This is a genomic window from Klebsiella sp. BIGb0132 (genome assembly GCF_024810075.1).
GTDB classification, from domain to species: domain Bacteria; phylum Pseudomonadota; class Gammaproteobacteria; order Enterobacterales; family Enterobacteriaceae; genus Klebsiella; species Klebsiella terrigena.
On the sequence record NZ_JANUDW010000001.1, the window covers coordinates 744,898 to 759,591 of the forward strand.

Consider the following 14,694-nt stretch of genomic DNA (forward strand, 5'->3'; position numbering starts at 1 on the left):
TCATCATCTGACGCACCATTGCTATACTTTTTTTGATAAACACCTGTAAAATCCCGCCCTGACACCTTCCTTTATGATGAATTTTTAAGCTATGAGCAATGTAACGCACCAGCCGAAGATCGGCTTCGTCTCCCTTGGCTGTCCAAAAAACCTTGTGGACTCAGAACGCATCCTGACCGAACTGCGCACCGAAGGTTATGACGTGGTTCCTACCTACGAGAACGCCGATATGGTTATCGTCAACACCTGCGGCTTTATCGACAGCGCCGTTCAGGAGTCGCTGGAAGCGATTGGCGAAGCTTTAAAAGAAAACGGCAAAGTGATCGTTACCGGCTGCCTGGGCGCGAAAGTCGACCAGATCCGCGAAGTTCACCCCAAGGTGCTGGAGATAACCGGCCCGCACAGCTATGAAAAGGTTCTTGAGCACGTCCACCACTACACGCCGAAGCCGAAGCACAACCCGTTCCTGAGCCTGGTGCCGGAACAGGGCGTTAAGCTGACCCCGCGCCACTACGCTTACCTGAAAATTTCCGAAGGCTGTAACCATCGCTGCACGTTCTGCATCATTCCGTCCATGCGCGGCGATCTGGTGAGCCGTCCGATCGGCGAAGTGCTGTCAGAAGCTAAGCGCCTGGCCGACGCCGGGGTAAAAGAGCTGCTGGTTATCTCTCAGGATACCTCCGCCTACGGCGTTGACGTGAAGCACCGCACCGGTTTCCACAACGGCATGCCGGTGAAAACCAGCATGGTCAGCCTGTGCGAAGAGCTGGCAAAGCTGGGTATCTGGGTGCGCCTGCACTACGTCTATCCCTACCCGCACGTTGACGACGTGATCCCGCTGATGGCGGAAGGTAAAATCCTGCCGTATCTCGATATCCCGCTGCAGCACGCCAGCCCGCGGATCCTCAAGATGATGAAACGCCCGGGTTCCGCCGATCGCCAGCTGGCGCGCATCAAGCAGTGGCGTGAAGTCTGCCCTGAGCTGACCCTGCGCTCTACCTTTATCGTCGGCTTCCCTGGCGAAACGGAAGAAGATTTCCAGATGCTGCTCGACTTCCTGAAAGAAGCCCGCCTTGACCGCGTTGGCTGCTTTAAATACAGCCCGGTCGATGGCGCAACCGCCAACGAGCTGGCGGATCAGGTAGAAGAAGAGGTGAAAGAGGAGCGCTGGAACCGCTTTATGCAGCTGCAGCAGCAGATCTCCGCCGAACGTCTGCAGGAGAAGGTTGGCCGCGAAATCATGGTACTGATCGACGAAGTTGACGAAGAAGGCGCCATTGGCCGCAGCATGGCCGACGCCCCGGAAATCGACGGCGCGGTGTACCTGAACGGCGAAACTAAGGTCAAACCGGGCGACGTGCTGCGGGTTAAAGTCGAGCACGCCGACGAGTACGACCTGTGGGGAAGCCGGGTTTAAACCGCTTCTTACTCCGGCTACGCGTTAGCGCCAGCCGGAGCCTTCCGGAGGCGGCGCGGCGCGTCCTCTCCGGACTCCTTCTCAGCCTATCCCTTTATTTTCGGATCCAGCGCATCGCGCAGGCCGTCCCCCAGCAGATTAAACGCCAGCACCGTCAGAAAAATAGCGATCGCCGGGAACAGCGCCACGTGCGGCGCCATCACCATGTCCGCTCGCGCTTCGTTGAGCATCGCTCCCCACTCCGGGGTCGGCGGCTGCGCGCCGAGGCCGAGGAATGAGAGGCTGGCGGCGGAGATTATCGACACCCCGATCCGCATGGTGAAATAGACCACAATCGACGACACCGTGCCGGGCAGAATATGGCTGAAGAGGATCGTCGCGTCGCTGGCGCCGATGCTGCGCGCCGACTCGATAAAGGTCTGCTGCTTGAGCACCAGCGTATTGCCGCGCACCAGGCGAGCAAACGCCGGAATGGAGAAGATTGCCACCGCGATGATCACGTTCGACATCCCGCTCCCCATGACCGCCACCACGGCGATCGCCAGCAGGATCCCCGGGAACGCAAACAGCACGTCGCAGATGCGCATTATTATCCGGTCCCACCAGCCTTCATAGTAGCCAGCCAGCAGCCCAAGCACGGTGCCGATTGCCGCGCCGATCAGCACCGCCAGCACCCCCGCCGCCAGCGAAATCTGCGCCCCGACCAGCACCCGGCTGAAGATATCCCGGCCCAGCGAATCAACGCCGAACCAGTGCAGCGCCGACGGGCCGTCGTTGAGGCGATCGTAGTCAAAGTAGTTTTCCGCATCGAACGGCGCTACCCATGGCGCCACCACGGCTACCGCGATCAGCAGCAGCACAAACACGCCGGCGCCCATCGCTACCGGCTGACGGCGAAAGCGCCGCCAGAATTCGTGCCACGGCGTACGTATCTTACCGGGTTTGATCCCCGGCATGGCGTTGATAACCGCCTGCCTTCTCCAGTTGAGCAATCGCACCTTACTTGTACCTGATAGCCGGGTTAATGGCGGCGTACAGCACGTCCACCACTAAATTGATAAGAATAAATTCCAGCGAAAACAGCAGGACTTCCGCCTGAATCACCGGATAGTCGCGCATCTCGACCGAATCCACCAGCAGCCTGCCAAGCCCCGGCCAGTTGAAGACTTTCTCCACCACGATCGAGCCGCCGAGCAGGAAGCCAAACTGCAGCCCCATCATCGTCACTACCGGGATCATCGCATTGCGCAGGCCGTGCTTAAGCACCACCAGCGTCTCGCTGACCCCTTTCGCCCGCGCGGTGCGCATATAGTCTTCGTGCAGCACATCGACGAAAGAGGCGCGGGTGAAACGCGCCATCACCGCCGCAACCGCCGCTCCGAGGGTCACGGAGGGCAGAATATAGTGCCGCCAGCTATCGGCACCCACCGTCGGCAGCCAGCCAAGTTCGACGGAGAAGACCTGCATCAGCAGCATCCCGAGGGCAAACGCCGGAAAGGAGATCCCGGTCACCGCCAGCGCCATCCCCAGCCTGTCCGGCCAGCGATTGCGCCACACCGCGGCGGCAATTCCCGCCGCCATACCAAACACCACCGCCCAGCTCATGCTGGCCAGCGTCAGCCACAGCGTCGGCATAAAGCGGCTGGCGATCTCGCTGCTCACCGGGCGTCGCGAGGCCATCGAGGTACCGAAATCGCCCTGCAGCACGCTGGTGATATAGTGCCAGAACTGGACGTGCAGCGGCCGATCGAGCCCCAACTGCTCGCGCACCATCGCAACAACCTGCGCATCGGCCTCCGGTCCGGCAATCAGCCGCGCCGGGTCGCCGGGCAGCATATGCACAAACAGAAAAACCAGCACCGCCACGATCAGCAGGGTGGGAATCAGCCCCAGCAGGCGTTTAAGCACATAATTCAGCATCGCCCCTCCTCACCCGAACCCTCTGCGCGAACGGCTGAGGGAGCAAGGCCCGGCACCCTCTCTCCGAAAGAGAGGGTTGGGATAAAGGTAACCACCGTCACTGGGCTAAATCCGCCTGCTCAAAGCTGAATCCGGTATCCGGCTGGATATAAAAACCGCTCAGCTTCTTACTGTGCGCGGAGACCAGTTTTTCCACCACCAGCGGCACCCACGGCGACTCTTTCCAGATAATCTCCTGGGCCTGCTTGTAGAGCCGCGTTTTTTCCTGCGCGTCGGTCGTCTTCAGGGCATCGGTGAGGTCTTTATCCACCTGCGGATTGCCGTAGAAGGCGGTATTAAACAGGGTTGGCGGCCAGTTTTGCGAGGCGAACAGCGGCGACAGCGCCCAGTCGGCTTCACCGGTCGAGGCCGACCAGCCGGTGTAGAACATGCGCACCCCGCTCTCTTTCTGCCCTTTACCTTCCACTTCCGCCGCGCGCTGGCCGGCATCCATCGCCGTCAGCTGCGCCTTAATGCCCACCTGCGCCAGCTGCTGCTGGGTAAACTGCAGCACCTTCTGGGCGGTGCTGTGGTTATGCGATGACCACAGCGTGGTGCTGAATCCGTTAGGGAAACCGGCCTCTTTAAGCAGCTCGCGGGCCTTAGCCGGATCGTACGGCCAGGGTTTAAAGGTCTCGGCATAGGCGATGGACGGCGGCACGACGCCGGTCGCCGGCGTGGCGTACCCGGCGAAGGCAACCTTCACCAGCGCCTGGCGGTTGATGGCGTAGTTAATCGCCTCGCGCACCTTCGGATTATCAAACGGCTTCTGCGTGACGTTCATGCTGATATAACGCTGCATGATCGACGGGCTGGCAACCAGCTCCAGCTTGTCGTTTTTCGCCAGCAGTGGCGCCTGCTCGTAGGGGATTGGGAAGGCAAACTGCGCTTCGCCGGTTTGCAGCATCGCGGCGCGGGTGTTGTTATCCACCACCGGACGCCAGGTAATAGAGTCCAGCTTCGGCAGGCCCGGCTGCCAGTAGCCGGCAAACTTCGTCACCTTCACAAAATCGGTCTGGTTCCAGGTATCGAGCTGATACGGCCCGGTGCCGACCGGATGGAAGCCAATCTCTTTGCCATATTTTTTCAGCGCCGCCGGAGAGATCATCGCCGTAGCCGGGTGGGCCAGGACGTTGATAAACGCCGAGAAAGGCTGCTTAAGGGTGATTTTTACCGTCGCCGGGTCAACCGCTTCGGTGCTGGCGATATTTTTGTACAGGTTATAGCGCTTGAGATGGTTTTCCGGATTGCTGGCGCGGTCGAGGTTGGCCTTCACCGCCTCGGCGTTAAAATCGGTGCCGTCCTGGAACTTGACGCCCGGGTGCAGCTTAATGGTGTAGACCAGACCGTCGGGTGAAACGGTATAGCTCTGCGCAAGAACGTTTTCCAGCTTCATCTCTTTATCGAGGCCGAACAGCCCCTGATAGAACGATTTGGCCACCGCCTGGGATAAGGTGTCGTTGGCATCATAAGGATCGAGGGTCGTGAAGTTAGAGCCGACCGCCACCACCACATCTTTTGCGGCCAGCGCCGGCGCCGTCGCCAGCGCCGAAGCGACGCCCAGCGCCAGCAACCATTTGCGTGATACGCGTTGTGTCATGTTGTTCTCCTGAAATGCTGCGTTATTGGTGTCGTTGTTATCTGCCCAGCACGTCGGCGGCAGGTTCCCTGGCAACGAAATGCCCGGGCCCTACCTGTTGTAGCGGCGCGCTGGCTACCTCTTCCCCTCGCTTATAGATGTTGCCCGGCAGCTCGTCTGAAAGCAGTACGCGCTGCGGATGACGATGCGCCGGGTCGGCCACCGGTACGGCGGCCATCAGCTTGCGGGTATAGGGATGCTGCGGGTTTTCAAATACGGCGCGGCGCGGGCCAATCTCAACGATGCGCCCGCGATACATCACCGCAACGCGATGGCTGATGCGTTCAACCACCGCCATATCGTGGGAAATAAACAGAAAGGCGATGCCCATTTCACGCTGGAGATCGAGCATCAGGTTAATAATCTGCGCGCGAATCGAGACGTCGAGCGCCGAAACCGACTCATCGGCAATCACCACTTTGGGATTCAGCGCCAGCGCCCGCGCAATGCATACGCGCTGGCGCTGGCCGCCGGAAAACTCGTGCGGATAGCGCCAGGCGTGCTCCGGCTGCAGGCCGACGCGCTCAAGTAGCCAGGCCACGCGCTGACGTGCCGCCTCGCCTGCCAGCAGCCCGTGCACGCGCAGCGGCTCCATTATCGAGTAGCCCACCGTTTGCCGCGGATCGAGCGAGGCGTACGGGTCCTGGAAAATAAACTGTATATCGCGGCGCAGCGCCTGCAGCTTACCGCTTGCCAGGGTATCGATACGCTCGCCGTTAAACACGATAGTCCCGCTCTCGGTCGCCACCAGCCGCAGCAGCGCCCGACCGGTGGTGGATTTACCGCAGCCGGACTCGCCGACCAGCGCCAGGGTTTCCCCCGGCCAGAGGTCAAAGCTGACTTTTTCAACCGCATGCACCTCGCGGGTCACCCGGTTCAAAATGCCGCTGCGCAGCGGGAAGCGCGCCACCAGATCGCGCACCTGCAGAATCGGCTCGCCGGCGACGACGGTATCCTGTTCGCCGTCATCGGGCGCGCTCTGGTTGAGCAGCGGGAAGCGGCGCGGCAAATCGCTGCCGCGCATCGAGCCTAAGCGCGGGACCGCCGCCAGCAGCGCCTGGGTATAAGGGTGAGCAGGCGCGCGGAAAATCTCCTCGACCGTTCCGCTCTCCACCGCTTCGCCGCGGTACATCACCAGCACGCGGTCGGCAATATCGGCCACCACGCCCATATCGTGAGTAATAAAAATAACCCCCATCTCCATCTCTTTTTGCAGCACGGCAATCAGCTGGAGGATCTGCGCCTGAACGGTGACATCCAGCGCGGTGGTGGGTTCGTCGGCAATCAGCACCGCCGGACGGCAGGAGAGCGCCATGGCGATCATCACCCTCTGGCGCATCCCGCCGGAGAGCTGATGCGGATAGCGCGACAGCATCGCTTCAGCCTCCGGTATCCGCACCTGGTCGAGCATTTTCTTCGCTTCGCGCAGGGCCTCGTCATGGCCCAGATTCTGGTGCAGGCGAATGGACTCGGCGATCTGTTCCCCGATGGTAAATACCGGATTCAGCGAGGTCATTGGCTCCTGGAAAATCATCGCGATATCCGCCCCGCGCACGTGGCGCATTGCCGAAGCCGACTGGTCGCTCAGCGCAATGACCTGACGATTGCGCCGACGCAGCCACAGCGCGTCGCTGCTGACCTGGCTGGCGGCGTCATCGAGCAGGCGCATCAGCGCCAGCGCGGTGACCGACTTCCCCGAGCCCGACTCGCCGACGATAGCTAACGTTTCGCCGCGCCGCAGGTTGAACGAAAGATGCCGCACCGCAGAAAAGGTCTGCTGCTCCTGGCTGAACGCCACGTTCAGATCGCGCACCACCAGAACATCACTGGCGTCGATTTCTTGACTATGCGGCAACGTCCCTACCCCCTTATTCCCGATAAATTCCAATAGTGGGCGTATCGCCCGCGTAGCACCAGGCCCGATACATGCCTTCGCTGTTAAACGGCAGCACCACGTTACCCTCTCTGTCGATGGCAATCAGGCCGCCGCTGCCGCCGAGGGCCGGCAGCTTCTCCATCACCACCCGCTCGCAGGCCTCATGCAGGCTCAGGTTCGCGTACTCCATCAGCGCGGCGATATCGTAGGCCGCCAGGGTGCGGATAAACACCTCGCCGGTGCCGGTACAGGAGACCGCCACGCTGGCGTTATTGGCGTAGCAGCCGGCGCCGGGCAGCGGGCTATCGCCAACGCGTCCGGGAAGCTTGTTGGTCATCCCGCCGGTGGAGGTCGCGGCGGCAAGGTTGCCGGCGATATCCAGCGCCACCGCGCCGACGGTGCCCATTTTATGCCGCTCGTCCAGCGGCGCGACGCCGTGGTCGAGGAGTATCTCATCGTCCGCCTGCGCCTGCTGCAGCTGCAGGCGGCGCTCGGTCGTCGAGAAGAGATCGTTTTCCACCCGCGCCATCCCGTGAGAGGCGGCAAACGCCTCCGCCCCTTCGCCGATCAGCAGCACGTGCGGGCTCTGCTCCAGTACCAGCCGCGCCGCCAGGATCGGGTTGCGCAGATGCTTAACGCCGGCAACCGCCCCGGCGTGCAGGCTGTTGCCGTCCATTACGCAGGCGTCGAGCTCATGGGTGGCGTCCCGGGTAAACACCGACCCGATGCCGGCGTTAAACAGCGGACACTCCTCCAGCTGGCGCACCGCCTCGGTCACCGTATCCAGCGCGCTGGCGCCCGCCGCCAGCATTTTCTGCCCGCTATCGACAATCGCCGACAGCGCCGCCACGAACTGCCGCTCGCGTTCCGGCGTCAGCTGCGCGCGGCTAATTGCCCCCGCGCCGCCGTGAATTGCTATCACCGCCTTGCTCATTCCGCCATTCCTTCCTGCTGCGCCGATCCGCCGTGGGTTGCGCTATTGATTCACGCCGCACCAGGTCTCTGCCCTCGCAAAGCGAGCTTAAATAATAAAGTGTATAGATATCATTATCGTGCTGACTGTCCTATACAATTTTTGAATATAGAAAGAGCGGACGGTGATGTAAAGCCTGTACCCAGGTGGCATATAGCCGCCCGCACTTTTCTGCCATAATAGGCGTTTTCGATGTTTGCCCGCAGGAGAAACCCATGGATTTTACCGCCGGACTGATGCCTCTCGACACAGCCCTGACCCAGATGCTCAACCGTATTACGCCGCTGAATGCGGTGGAAACCGTGCCGCTGTTGCAGGCCTTTTCGCGCGTCACCGCCCATGATCTCGTTTCGCCGCTGGACGTCCCCGGGTTTGATAACTCGGCAATGGACGGCTACGCCGTACGCCTCGCCGATCTTGCCGACGGCGCGGCGCTGCCGATCGCCGGGAAAGCATTCGCCGGCCAGCCGTTCCACGATGCCTGGCCCGCAGGCACCTGCATTCGCATTATGACCGGCGCGCCGGTGCCGCAGGGCTGCGATGCGGTGGTGATGCAGGAAGAGACCGAGCAAAGCGCCGACGGCGTTCGCTTCATCGCCGCGGTAAAGGCCGGACAGAATATTCGTCGGCGCGGGGAAGATATCGCTCACGGCGCGGTGGTGTTCCCGGCCGGTACGCCGCTGACCGTCGCGGAGCTGCCGGTGCTGGCATCGCTGGGCATCGCCGACGTCGAGGTGGTGCGTAAAGTTCGCGTGGCGGTCTTCTCTACCGGCGACGAGCTGCAGCTGCCGGGCCAGCCGCTTGGCGACGGGCAAATCTACGATACCAACCGCCTGGCGGTGCACCTGATGCTTCAGCAGCTGGGCTGCGAGGTGATCAACCTCGGCATTATCGCCGACGACCCGGCAAAGCTACGGGCGGCGTTTATCGCTGCCGACCAGCAGGCCGACGTGGTTATCAGTTCGGGTGGCGTCTCGGTCGGCGAAGCGGATTACACCAAAGAGATCCTCGAAGAGTTAGGCGAAATCGGCTTCTGGAAGCTGGCGATCAAGCCGGGCAAACCCTTTGCTTTCGGCAAGCTCAGCAGCAGCTGGTTCTGCGGCCTGCCGGGCAACCCGGTTTCCGCCACCCTCACCTTCTACCAGCTGGTGCTGCCGCTGCTGGCAAAACTGAGCGGCAGCGCGAGCGGCGCGCAGCCGATGCGCCTTCGCGCGCGCGCGGCGACGCGGCTGAAAAAATCCCCGGGGCGTCTCGACTTCCAGCGCGGCGTGCTGCAGCGCAATCCGGACGGCGAGCTGGTGGTAACGTCCACCGGCCATCAGGGTTCGCACATCTTCAGCTCCTTCAGCCAGGGTAACTGCTTTATCGTGCTGGAGCGCGAGCGCGGTCACGTCGAAGCGGGCGAGTGGGTCGAAGTCGAACCCTTTAACCACCTCTTCGGAGGGCTGTAATGGACGTCGAGCTGAGCGATGAGGAGATGCTGCGCTACAACCGGCAGATAATCCTGCGCAACTTCGATTTTGACGGTCAGGAGCGGCTGAAGGGCGCCCGGGTGCTGGTGGTCGGCCTCGGCGGGCTGGGCTGCGCTGCCGCCCAGTATCTGGCGGCGGCCGGCGTCGGCGCGCTTACCCTGCTCGATTTCGATAGCGTCTCGCTCTCCAATCTACAGCGCCAGACGCTGCACAGCGATGCCACGATTGGTTTGCCGAAGGTGGACTCCGCCCGCGACTCGCTGGCGCGAATCAACCCTCACGTGCGGCTCACCCCGCTTAATGCGCTGCTCGACCAGCCGGCGCTGGCGGCGCAGATCGCCGCCCACGACCTGGTGCTCGACTGTACCGATAACGTGGCGATACGCAATCAGCTTAACGCCGGCTGCTTTCAGCATAAAACGCCGCTGGTCTCCGGCGCCGCGATCCGCATGGAGGGGCAAATCAGCGTCTTTATGTATCAGGATAACGAGCCCTGCTATCGCTGCCTGAGCCGGCTGTTCGGCGAGAACGCCCTCACCTGCGTTGAGGCCGGGGTGATGGCGCCGCTGGTCGGCGTCATTGGCTCCCTGCAGGCGATGGAGGCCATTAAGGTCCTGGCCCAGTACGGCACGCCTGCCGCGGGCAGGCTGGTCATGTACGACGCCATGACCTGCCAGTTCCGCGAAATGAAGCTGATGCGCGACCCGCAGTGCGAGGTTTGCGCCAGCCGCTAATCCTTCTCCGGCGGCGGCCGTCGCCGGAAAATTTGTGACCGACGGCGACATTCCCCTCTTCAGCGCAGCCACCCGCCCTGCTTGTTGATTTGCATCAATGCAACCTTCATTCGAAAGTAATTTAATCTTCATATGCAAAATAAGGGGGTCTCATGATTTTCAACATTCAGCGCTACTCAACCCATGACGGCCCAGGGATCCGCACCGTCGTATTCCTCAAAGGCTGCTCGCTGGGCTGCCGCTGGTGTCAAAACCCGGAAAGCCGCTCCCGCAGCGCGGATCTGCTGTACGACCCCCGCCTGTGCCTTGCCGGCTGCAATCTGTGCCAGCAGGCGGCGCCGGATGCCATAACCCGCAGCCTCGACGGCCTGATTATCCACCGCCAGAAGCTCACCGAAGACCACTACGATCGGCTGCGCGACTGCTGCCCGACCACCGCCCTCAGCGTGTGCGGCGAAGAAAAAGAGGTGGCGCAGATTATGGCCACGGTGCTGCGCGATAAGCCTTTTTACGATCGCAGCGGCGGCGGAGTCACCCTTTCCGGCGGCGAGCCGTTTATGAATCCCGAGCTGGCGCAGCAGCTGCTGCAGGCCAGCCGCGCGGCGGAAATTCACACCGCGGTTGAAACCTGCCTGCACGTGCCGTGGAAATACGTTGCGCCCTCGCTGCCCTGGGTTGACCTGTTCCTCGCCGACCTCAAGCACGTCAACGAAGCCATTTTCAAAGAGTGGACCGACGGCAGCGCCGGTCGGGTGCTCGATAACCTGCAGCGCGTGGCGCAGGCGGGGAAAAAAATCATCATCCGCGTCCCGCTGATTCAGGGCTTTAACGCCGATGAGGCGACGATCGCCGCGATTACCGATTTTGCCGCCGACCGCCTGCGGGTTGGCGAGATCCACTTCCTGCCGTACCACACGCTGGGAATGAACAAATATCAGCTACTCAGTCAGCCCTATACCGCTCCGGACAAACCCCTTGCTGCCACCGAGCTGCTCGCCTTCGCGCAGAACTACGCTCAGAGCAAAGGTTTAACGGCTACTCTACGAGGATAAAATGATGACCACTCTGAAACTGGACACGCTAAGCGCCCGCATTCAGGCGCATAAAACGGCGCTGGTACATATCGTTAAGCCGCCGGTGTGCACCGAGCGCGCCCGTCACTACACCGCCGCTTATCAGCAGCACCTGGATAAGCCAATCCCGGTACGCCGCGCGCTGGCGCTGGCTCACCATCTGGCAGAGCGCACCATCTGGATCAAACACGACGAGCTGATCGTCGGCAACCAGGCCAGCGAAGTGCGCGCGGCGCCCATCTTCCCGGAGTACACCGTCAGCTGGATTGAAAAGGAGATTGACGATCTCGCCGATCGCCCCGGCGCCGGCTTTGCGGTCAGCGAAGAGAATAAGCGCATCCTGCATGACATCTGCCCGTGGTGGCGCGGCCAGACCGTGCAGGACCGCTGCTACGGGATGTTTACCGACGAGCAAAAAGCGCTGCTCGCCACCGGGATTATTAAGGCGGAAGGCAACATGACTTCCGGTGATGCTCACCTCGCGGTGAACTACCCGCTGCTGCTGGAAAAAGGCCTCGACGGCATGCGCGCTAAGGTCGCCGAACGCCGCTCGCGTATTAACCTGACCGTGCTGGAAGATCTGCACGGCGAGCAGTTCCTGAAGGCCATTGATATCGTGCTGGAGGCGGTCAGCGATCACAGCCGACGCTTTGCCGAACTGGCGCGCACCATGGCGGCAGAAGAAACCCGCCCCTCCCGCCGCGACGAGCTGCTGACTATCGCCGAAGGCTGCGAAATCATCGCCCACGAGCCGCCAAAAACCTTCTGGCAGGCGCTGCAGCTGTGCTACTTCATTCAGCTGATCCTGCAGATTGAATCCAACGGCCACTCGGTCTCCTTCGGCCGTATGGACCAGTACCTGTACCCGTACTACCGTCGCGACGTTGAGCTCCAGCAGTCGCTGGACCGCGAGCACGCCATCGAGCTGCTGCACAGCTGCTGGCTGAAGCTGCTGGAAGTGAACAAGATCCGCTCTGGCTCGCACTCCAAAGCCTCCGCGGGCAGCCCGCTGTATCAGAACGTCACCATCGGCGGCCAGACCCTGCACAACGGCCAGCCGCAGGATGCGGTAAACCCGCTCTCGTACGCGATCCTCGAATCCTGCGGGCGCCTGCGCTCGACCCAGCCTAACCTGAGCGTGCGCTACCACGCCGGGATGAGCAACGACTTCCTCGACGCCTGCGTGCAGGTCATTCGCTGCGGCTTCGGCATGCCGGCGTTCAATAACGATGAGATAGTGATCCCGGAGTTTATCAAGCTCGGGATTGAGCCGCAGGACGCCTACGACTACGCGGCGATCGGCTGTATCGAAACCGCCGTGGGCGGCAAATGGGGCTATCGCTGCACCGGGATGAGCTTTATCAACTTCGCCCGCGTCATGCTGGCCACGCTGGAAGGCGGCCGCGATGCCACCAGCGGTCAAATCTTCCTCCCGCAGGAGCATGCGCTATCGAAAGGCAACTTCAGCAGCTTCGAGCAGGTGCTGGCCGACTGGGATACGCAGATCCGCTACTACACGCGCAAGTCCATCGAGATTGAGTACGTTGTCGATACCATGCTGGAGGAGAACGTGCACGATATTCTCTGCTCCGCGCTGGTGGATGACTGCATCGAGCGGGCGAAAAGCATCAAGCAGGGCGGCGCGAAGTATGACTGGGTTTCCGGTCTGCAGGTCGGGATCGCCAACCTCGGCAACAGCCTGGCGGCGGTGAAAAAGCTGGTCTTTGACCAGGGCGCCATTGGTCAGCAGCAGCTGGCGAAAGCCCTCGCGGAGGACTTCGATGGGCTGACCCACGAGCAGCTGCGCCAGCGCTTAATCAACGGCGCGCCGAAGTACGGCAACGATGACGATAGCGTCGATACTCTGCTGGCCCGCGCCTACCAGACCTATATCGACGAGCTGAAGAATTACCATAATCCGCGCTACGGCCGCGGCCCGATAGGCGGCAACTACTACGCCGGAACCTCGTCGATTTCCGCCAACGTGCCGTTTGGCGCCCAGACGATGGCCACGCCGGACGGACGTAAAGCCCACTCTCCGCTGGCCGAAGGCGCGAGCCCGGCTTCCGGCACCGACCACCTCGGGCCAACCGCGGTCATCAACTCGGTCGGTAAGCTGCCAACCGGGGCGATTCTCGGCGGCGTGCTGCTGAATCAGAAGCTCAACCCGGCAACGCTGGAGAACGAGTCCGATAAGCAGAAGCTAATGGTGCTGTTGCGTACCTTCTTCGAGGTGCACAAAGGCTGGCATATTCAGTACAACATCGTCTCCCGCGAGACGCTGCTGGAAGCGAAAAAGCATCCCGACCAGTACCGCGATTTAGTGGTTCGCGTCGCCGGCTACTCGGCGTTCTTTACCGCCCTGTCGCCGGATGCCCAGGACGATATTATCGCCCGTACCGAGCATACGCTGTAGGTCGGCTCCCCGCCGTCAATCCCCCCCGGCTGGCGCGATGCCCGGCCGGGCTACCCGCTTCCCCGGCGGGTTTGGCCGTTAGGTTTTGAGCGGCAGTACGCCACCAAAGCCGACGGGTAAACTTTCATTCGAAATAAATTTGTGCTTTGGGTCACATTGTAATTAGAATGTTACTGGTCGCAGTTAAGCCAGGAGCACAGGTATGACCGTTAAAGTTATCGTCACTGATATGGACGGAACTTTTCTCAATGACGCCAAGCAGTATGACCGCTCGCGTTTTCTCGCGCAGTTCGCGCAGCTCAACAAGCAGGGTATTGAATTCGTTGTCGCCAGCGGCAACCAGTACTACCAGCTGATCTCCTTTTTCCCGGAAATTCGCGAGCAGATCTCGTTCGTCGCCGAGAACGGCGCGCTGGTCTACGAGCACGGCCAGCAGCTGTTTCACGGCGAGCTGACCCGCCATGAGTCGCAGATTGTGATCGGCGAACTGCTCAAAGACCCGCAGCTCAACTTCGTCGCCTGCGGCCTTGAAAGCGCCTACGTCAGCGACCGCGCGCCCGACAGCTTCGTCGCGCTGATGTCAAAGCACTACCACCGCCTGCAGCGCATCGCGAACTACCATGATATCGACGACACGCTGTTTAAGTTCTCGCTTAACCTGCCGGACAGCGATATTCCACAGCTCATTGATAAGCTGCACGTCTCGCTGGACGGCATCATGAAGCCGGTGACCAGCGGCTTCGGCTTCGTCGATTTAATTATCCCCGGCCTGCATAAGGCCAACGGCATCAGTCGCCTGCTGAAACGCTGGCAGATCTCGCCCCAGGAGTGCGTGGCGATTGGCGACAGCGGCAACGATGCCGAAATGCTCAAGCTGGTGAAGTACTCTTTCGCCATGGCCAACGCCGCCGATAGCATCAAGGCCATCTCCCGCTTTGCCACCGATGACAATAACCACCAGGGTGCACTGAATGTGATTCAGGCCGTGCTGGACCACTCCGCCCCCTTCAACGAATAGCCTGCCGCCGGGGCCCCCTGCCCCGGATTTTCCCATTTTGTGAACCCCATCCTTTTTTTAAACTTGCATTAACTTAAATTTAACTTAAATTAACGTTTGTAAGATTTAATACTTTCG

General features: G+C 61.3%; 11 protein-coding genes. 6 read left to right on the plus strand and 5 right to left on the minus strand.

What is annotated here, in order from left to right; all coding sequences use genetic code 11:
• The first annotated feature begins 91 nt into the window (after window positions 1–91).
• On the plus strand, window positions 92–1,417 hold the full coding sequence (gene rimO / locus M2416_RS03430; RefSeq protein ID WP_076945022.1) for a 30S ribosomal protein S12 methylthiotransferase RimO: 1,326 nt from the start codon (window positions 92–94) through the stop codon (window positions 1,415–1,417).
• An 86-nt stretch (window positions 1,418–1,503) separates the two neighbouring features.
• On the opposite strand, the gene gsiD is transcribed toward rimO, so the two are convergent.
• The 5 genes from gsiD to iaaA form a co-directional block, all read right to left on the minus strand.
• A complete protein-coding gene (gene gsiD / locus M2416_RS03435; RefSeq protein ID WP_259222119.1) occupies window positions 1,504–2,415 on the minus strand; it encodes a glutathione ABC transporter permease GsiD in 912 nt (303 codons plus the stop codon).
• Window position 2,416: 1 nt separating this feature from the next.
• Window positions 2,417–3,337 (minus strand): glutathione ABC transporter permease GsiC, encoded by a 921-nt coding sequence (gene gsiC, locus M2416_RS03440; RefSeq protein WP_076945021.1) that lies wholly within the window; start codon window positions 3,335–3,337, stop codon window positions 2,417–2,419.
• A gap of 97 nt (window positions 3,338–3,434) precedes the next feature.
• Window positions 3,435–4,976 carry a glutathione ABC transporter substrate-binding protein GsiB gene (gene gsiB / locus M2416_RS03445; protein ID WP_076945020.1) on the minus strand — a complete coding sequence of 514 codons (1,542 nt, stop codon included), beginning with the start codon at window positions 4,974–4,976 and terminating at the stop codon, window positions 3,435–3,437.
• Window positions 4,977–5,013: 37 nt separating this feature from the next.
• A complete protein-coding gene (gene gsiA, locus M2416_RS03450; RefSeq protein WP_041144730.1) occupies window positions 5,014–6,870 on the minus strand; it encodes a glutathione ABC transporter ATP-binding protein GsiA in 1,857 nt (618 codons plus the stop codon).
• A 13-nt stretch (window positions 6,871–6,883) separates the two neighbouring features.
• Window positions 6,884–7,825 (minus strand): beta-aspartyl-peptidase, encoded by a 942-nt coding sequence (gene iaaA / locus M2416_RS03455; RefSeq protein ID WP_041144729.1) that lies wholly within the window; start codon window positions 7,823–7,825, stop codon window positions 6,884–6,886.
• A gap of 254 nt (window positions 7,826–8,079) precedes the next feature.
• Here iaaA and moeA point away from each other — a divergent pair, with 254 nt between their 5' ends.
• The 5 genes from moeA (at window position 8,080) to M2416_RS03480 (ending at window position 14,577) form a co-directional block, all read left to right on the plus strand.
• Window positions 8,080–9,315 carry a molybdopterin molybdotransferase MoeA gene (gene moeA, locus M2416_RS03460; RefSeq protein WP_041144728.1) on the plus strand — a complete coding sequence of 412 codons (1,236 nt, stop codon included), beginning with the start codon at window positions 8,080–8,082 and terminating at the stop codon, window positions 9,313–9,315.
• Window positions 9,315–10,070, plus strand: coding sequence for a molybdopterin-synthase adenylyltransferase MoeB (gene moeB / locus M2416_RS03465; protein ID WP_041144727.1), 756 nt, complete (start codon window positions 9,315–9,317; stop codon window positions 10,068–10,070). The genes moeA and moeB overlap by 1 nt, the downstream gene beginning before the upstream one ends.
• 152 nt (window positions 10,071–10,222) lie before the next feature.
• On the plus strand, window positions 10,223–11,122 hold the full coding sequence (locus tag M2416_RS03470) for a glycyl-radical enzyme activating protein (protein ID WP_259222121.1): 900 nt from the start codon (window positions 10,223–10,225) through the stop codon (window positions 11,120–11,122).
• Between the two features lie 4 nt (window positions 11,123–11,126).
• Entirely contained in the window at window positions 11,127–13,559 is a 2,433-nt protein-coding gene (locus M2416_RS03475) for a formate C-acetyltransferase/glycerol dehydratase family glycyl radical enzyme (RefSeq protein ID WP_259222123.1), read from the plus strand.
• 202 nt (window positions 13,560–13,761) lie between these two features.
• Window positions 13,762–14,577, plus strand: a complete 816-nt coding sequence (locus tag M2416_RS03480; protein WP_259222125.1) for a Cof-type HAD-IIB family hydrolase — start codon at window positions 13,762–13,764, stop codon at window positions 14,575–14,577.
• Window positions 14,578–14,694 lie beyond the last annotated feature (117 nt).

What these genes read in the sequence shown, in the direction of transcription:
- rimO (WP_076945022.1), top strand. Translation starts at nt 92, where the DNA reads ATGAGCAATGTAACGCACCAGCCGAAGATCGGCTTCGTCTCCCTTGGC.
- gsiC (WP_076945021.1), bottom strand. Translation starts at nt 3,337, where the DNA reads ATGCTGAATTATGTGCTTAAACGCCTGCTGGGGCTGATTCCCACCCTG.
- gsiB (WP_076945020.1), bottom strand. Translation starts at nt 4,976, where the DNA reads ATGACACAACGCGTATCACGCAAATGGTTGCTGGCGCTGGGCGTCGCT.
- iaaA (WP_041144729.1), bottom strand. Translation starts at nt 7,825, where the DNA reads ATGAGCAAGGCGGTGATAGCAATTCACGGCGGCGCGGGGGCAATTAGC.
- moeA (WP_041144728.1), top strand. Translation starts at nt 8,080, where the DNA reads ATGGATTTTACCGCCGGACTGATGCCTCTCGACACAGCCCTGACCCAG.
- moeB (WP_041144727.1), top strand. Translation starts at nt 9,315, where the DNA reads ATGGACGTCGAGCTGAGCGATGAGGAGATGCTGCGCTACAACCGGCAG.
- M2416_RS03470 (WP_259222121.1), top strand. Translation starts at nt 10,223, where the DNA reads ATGATTTTCAACATTCAGCGCTACTCAACCCATGACGGCCCAGGGATC.
- M2416_RS03475 (WP_259222123.1), top strand. Translation starts at nt 11,127, where the DNA reads ATGACCACTCTGAAACTGGACACGCTAAGCGCCCGCATTCAGGCGCAT.
- M2416_RS03480 (WP_259222125.1), top strand. Translation starts at nt 13,762, where the DNA reads ATGACCGTTAAAGTTATCGTCACTGATATGGACGGAACTTTTCTCAAT.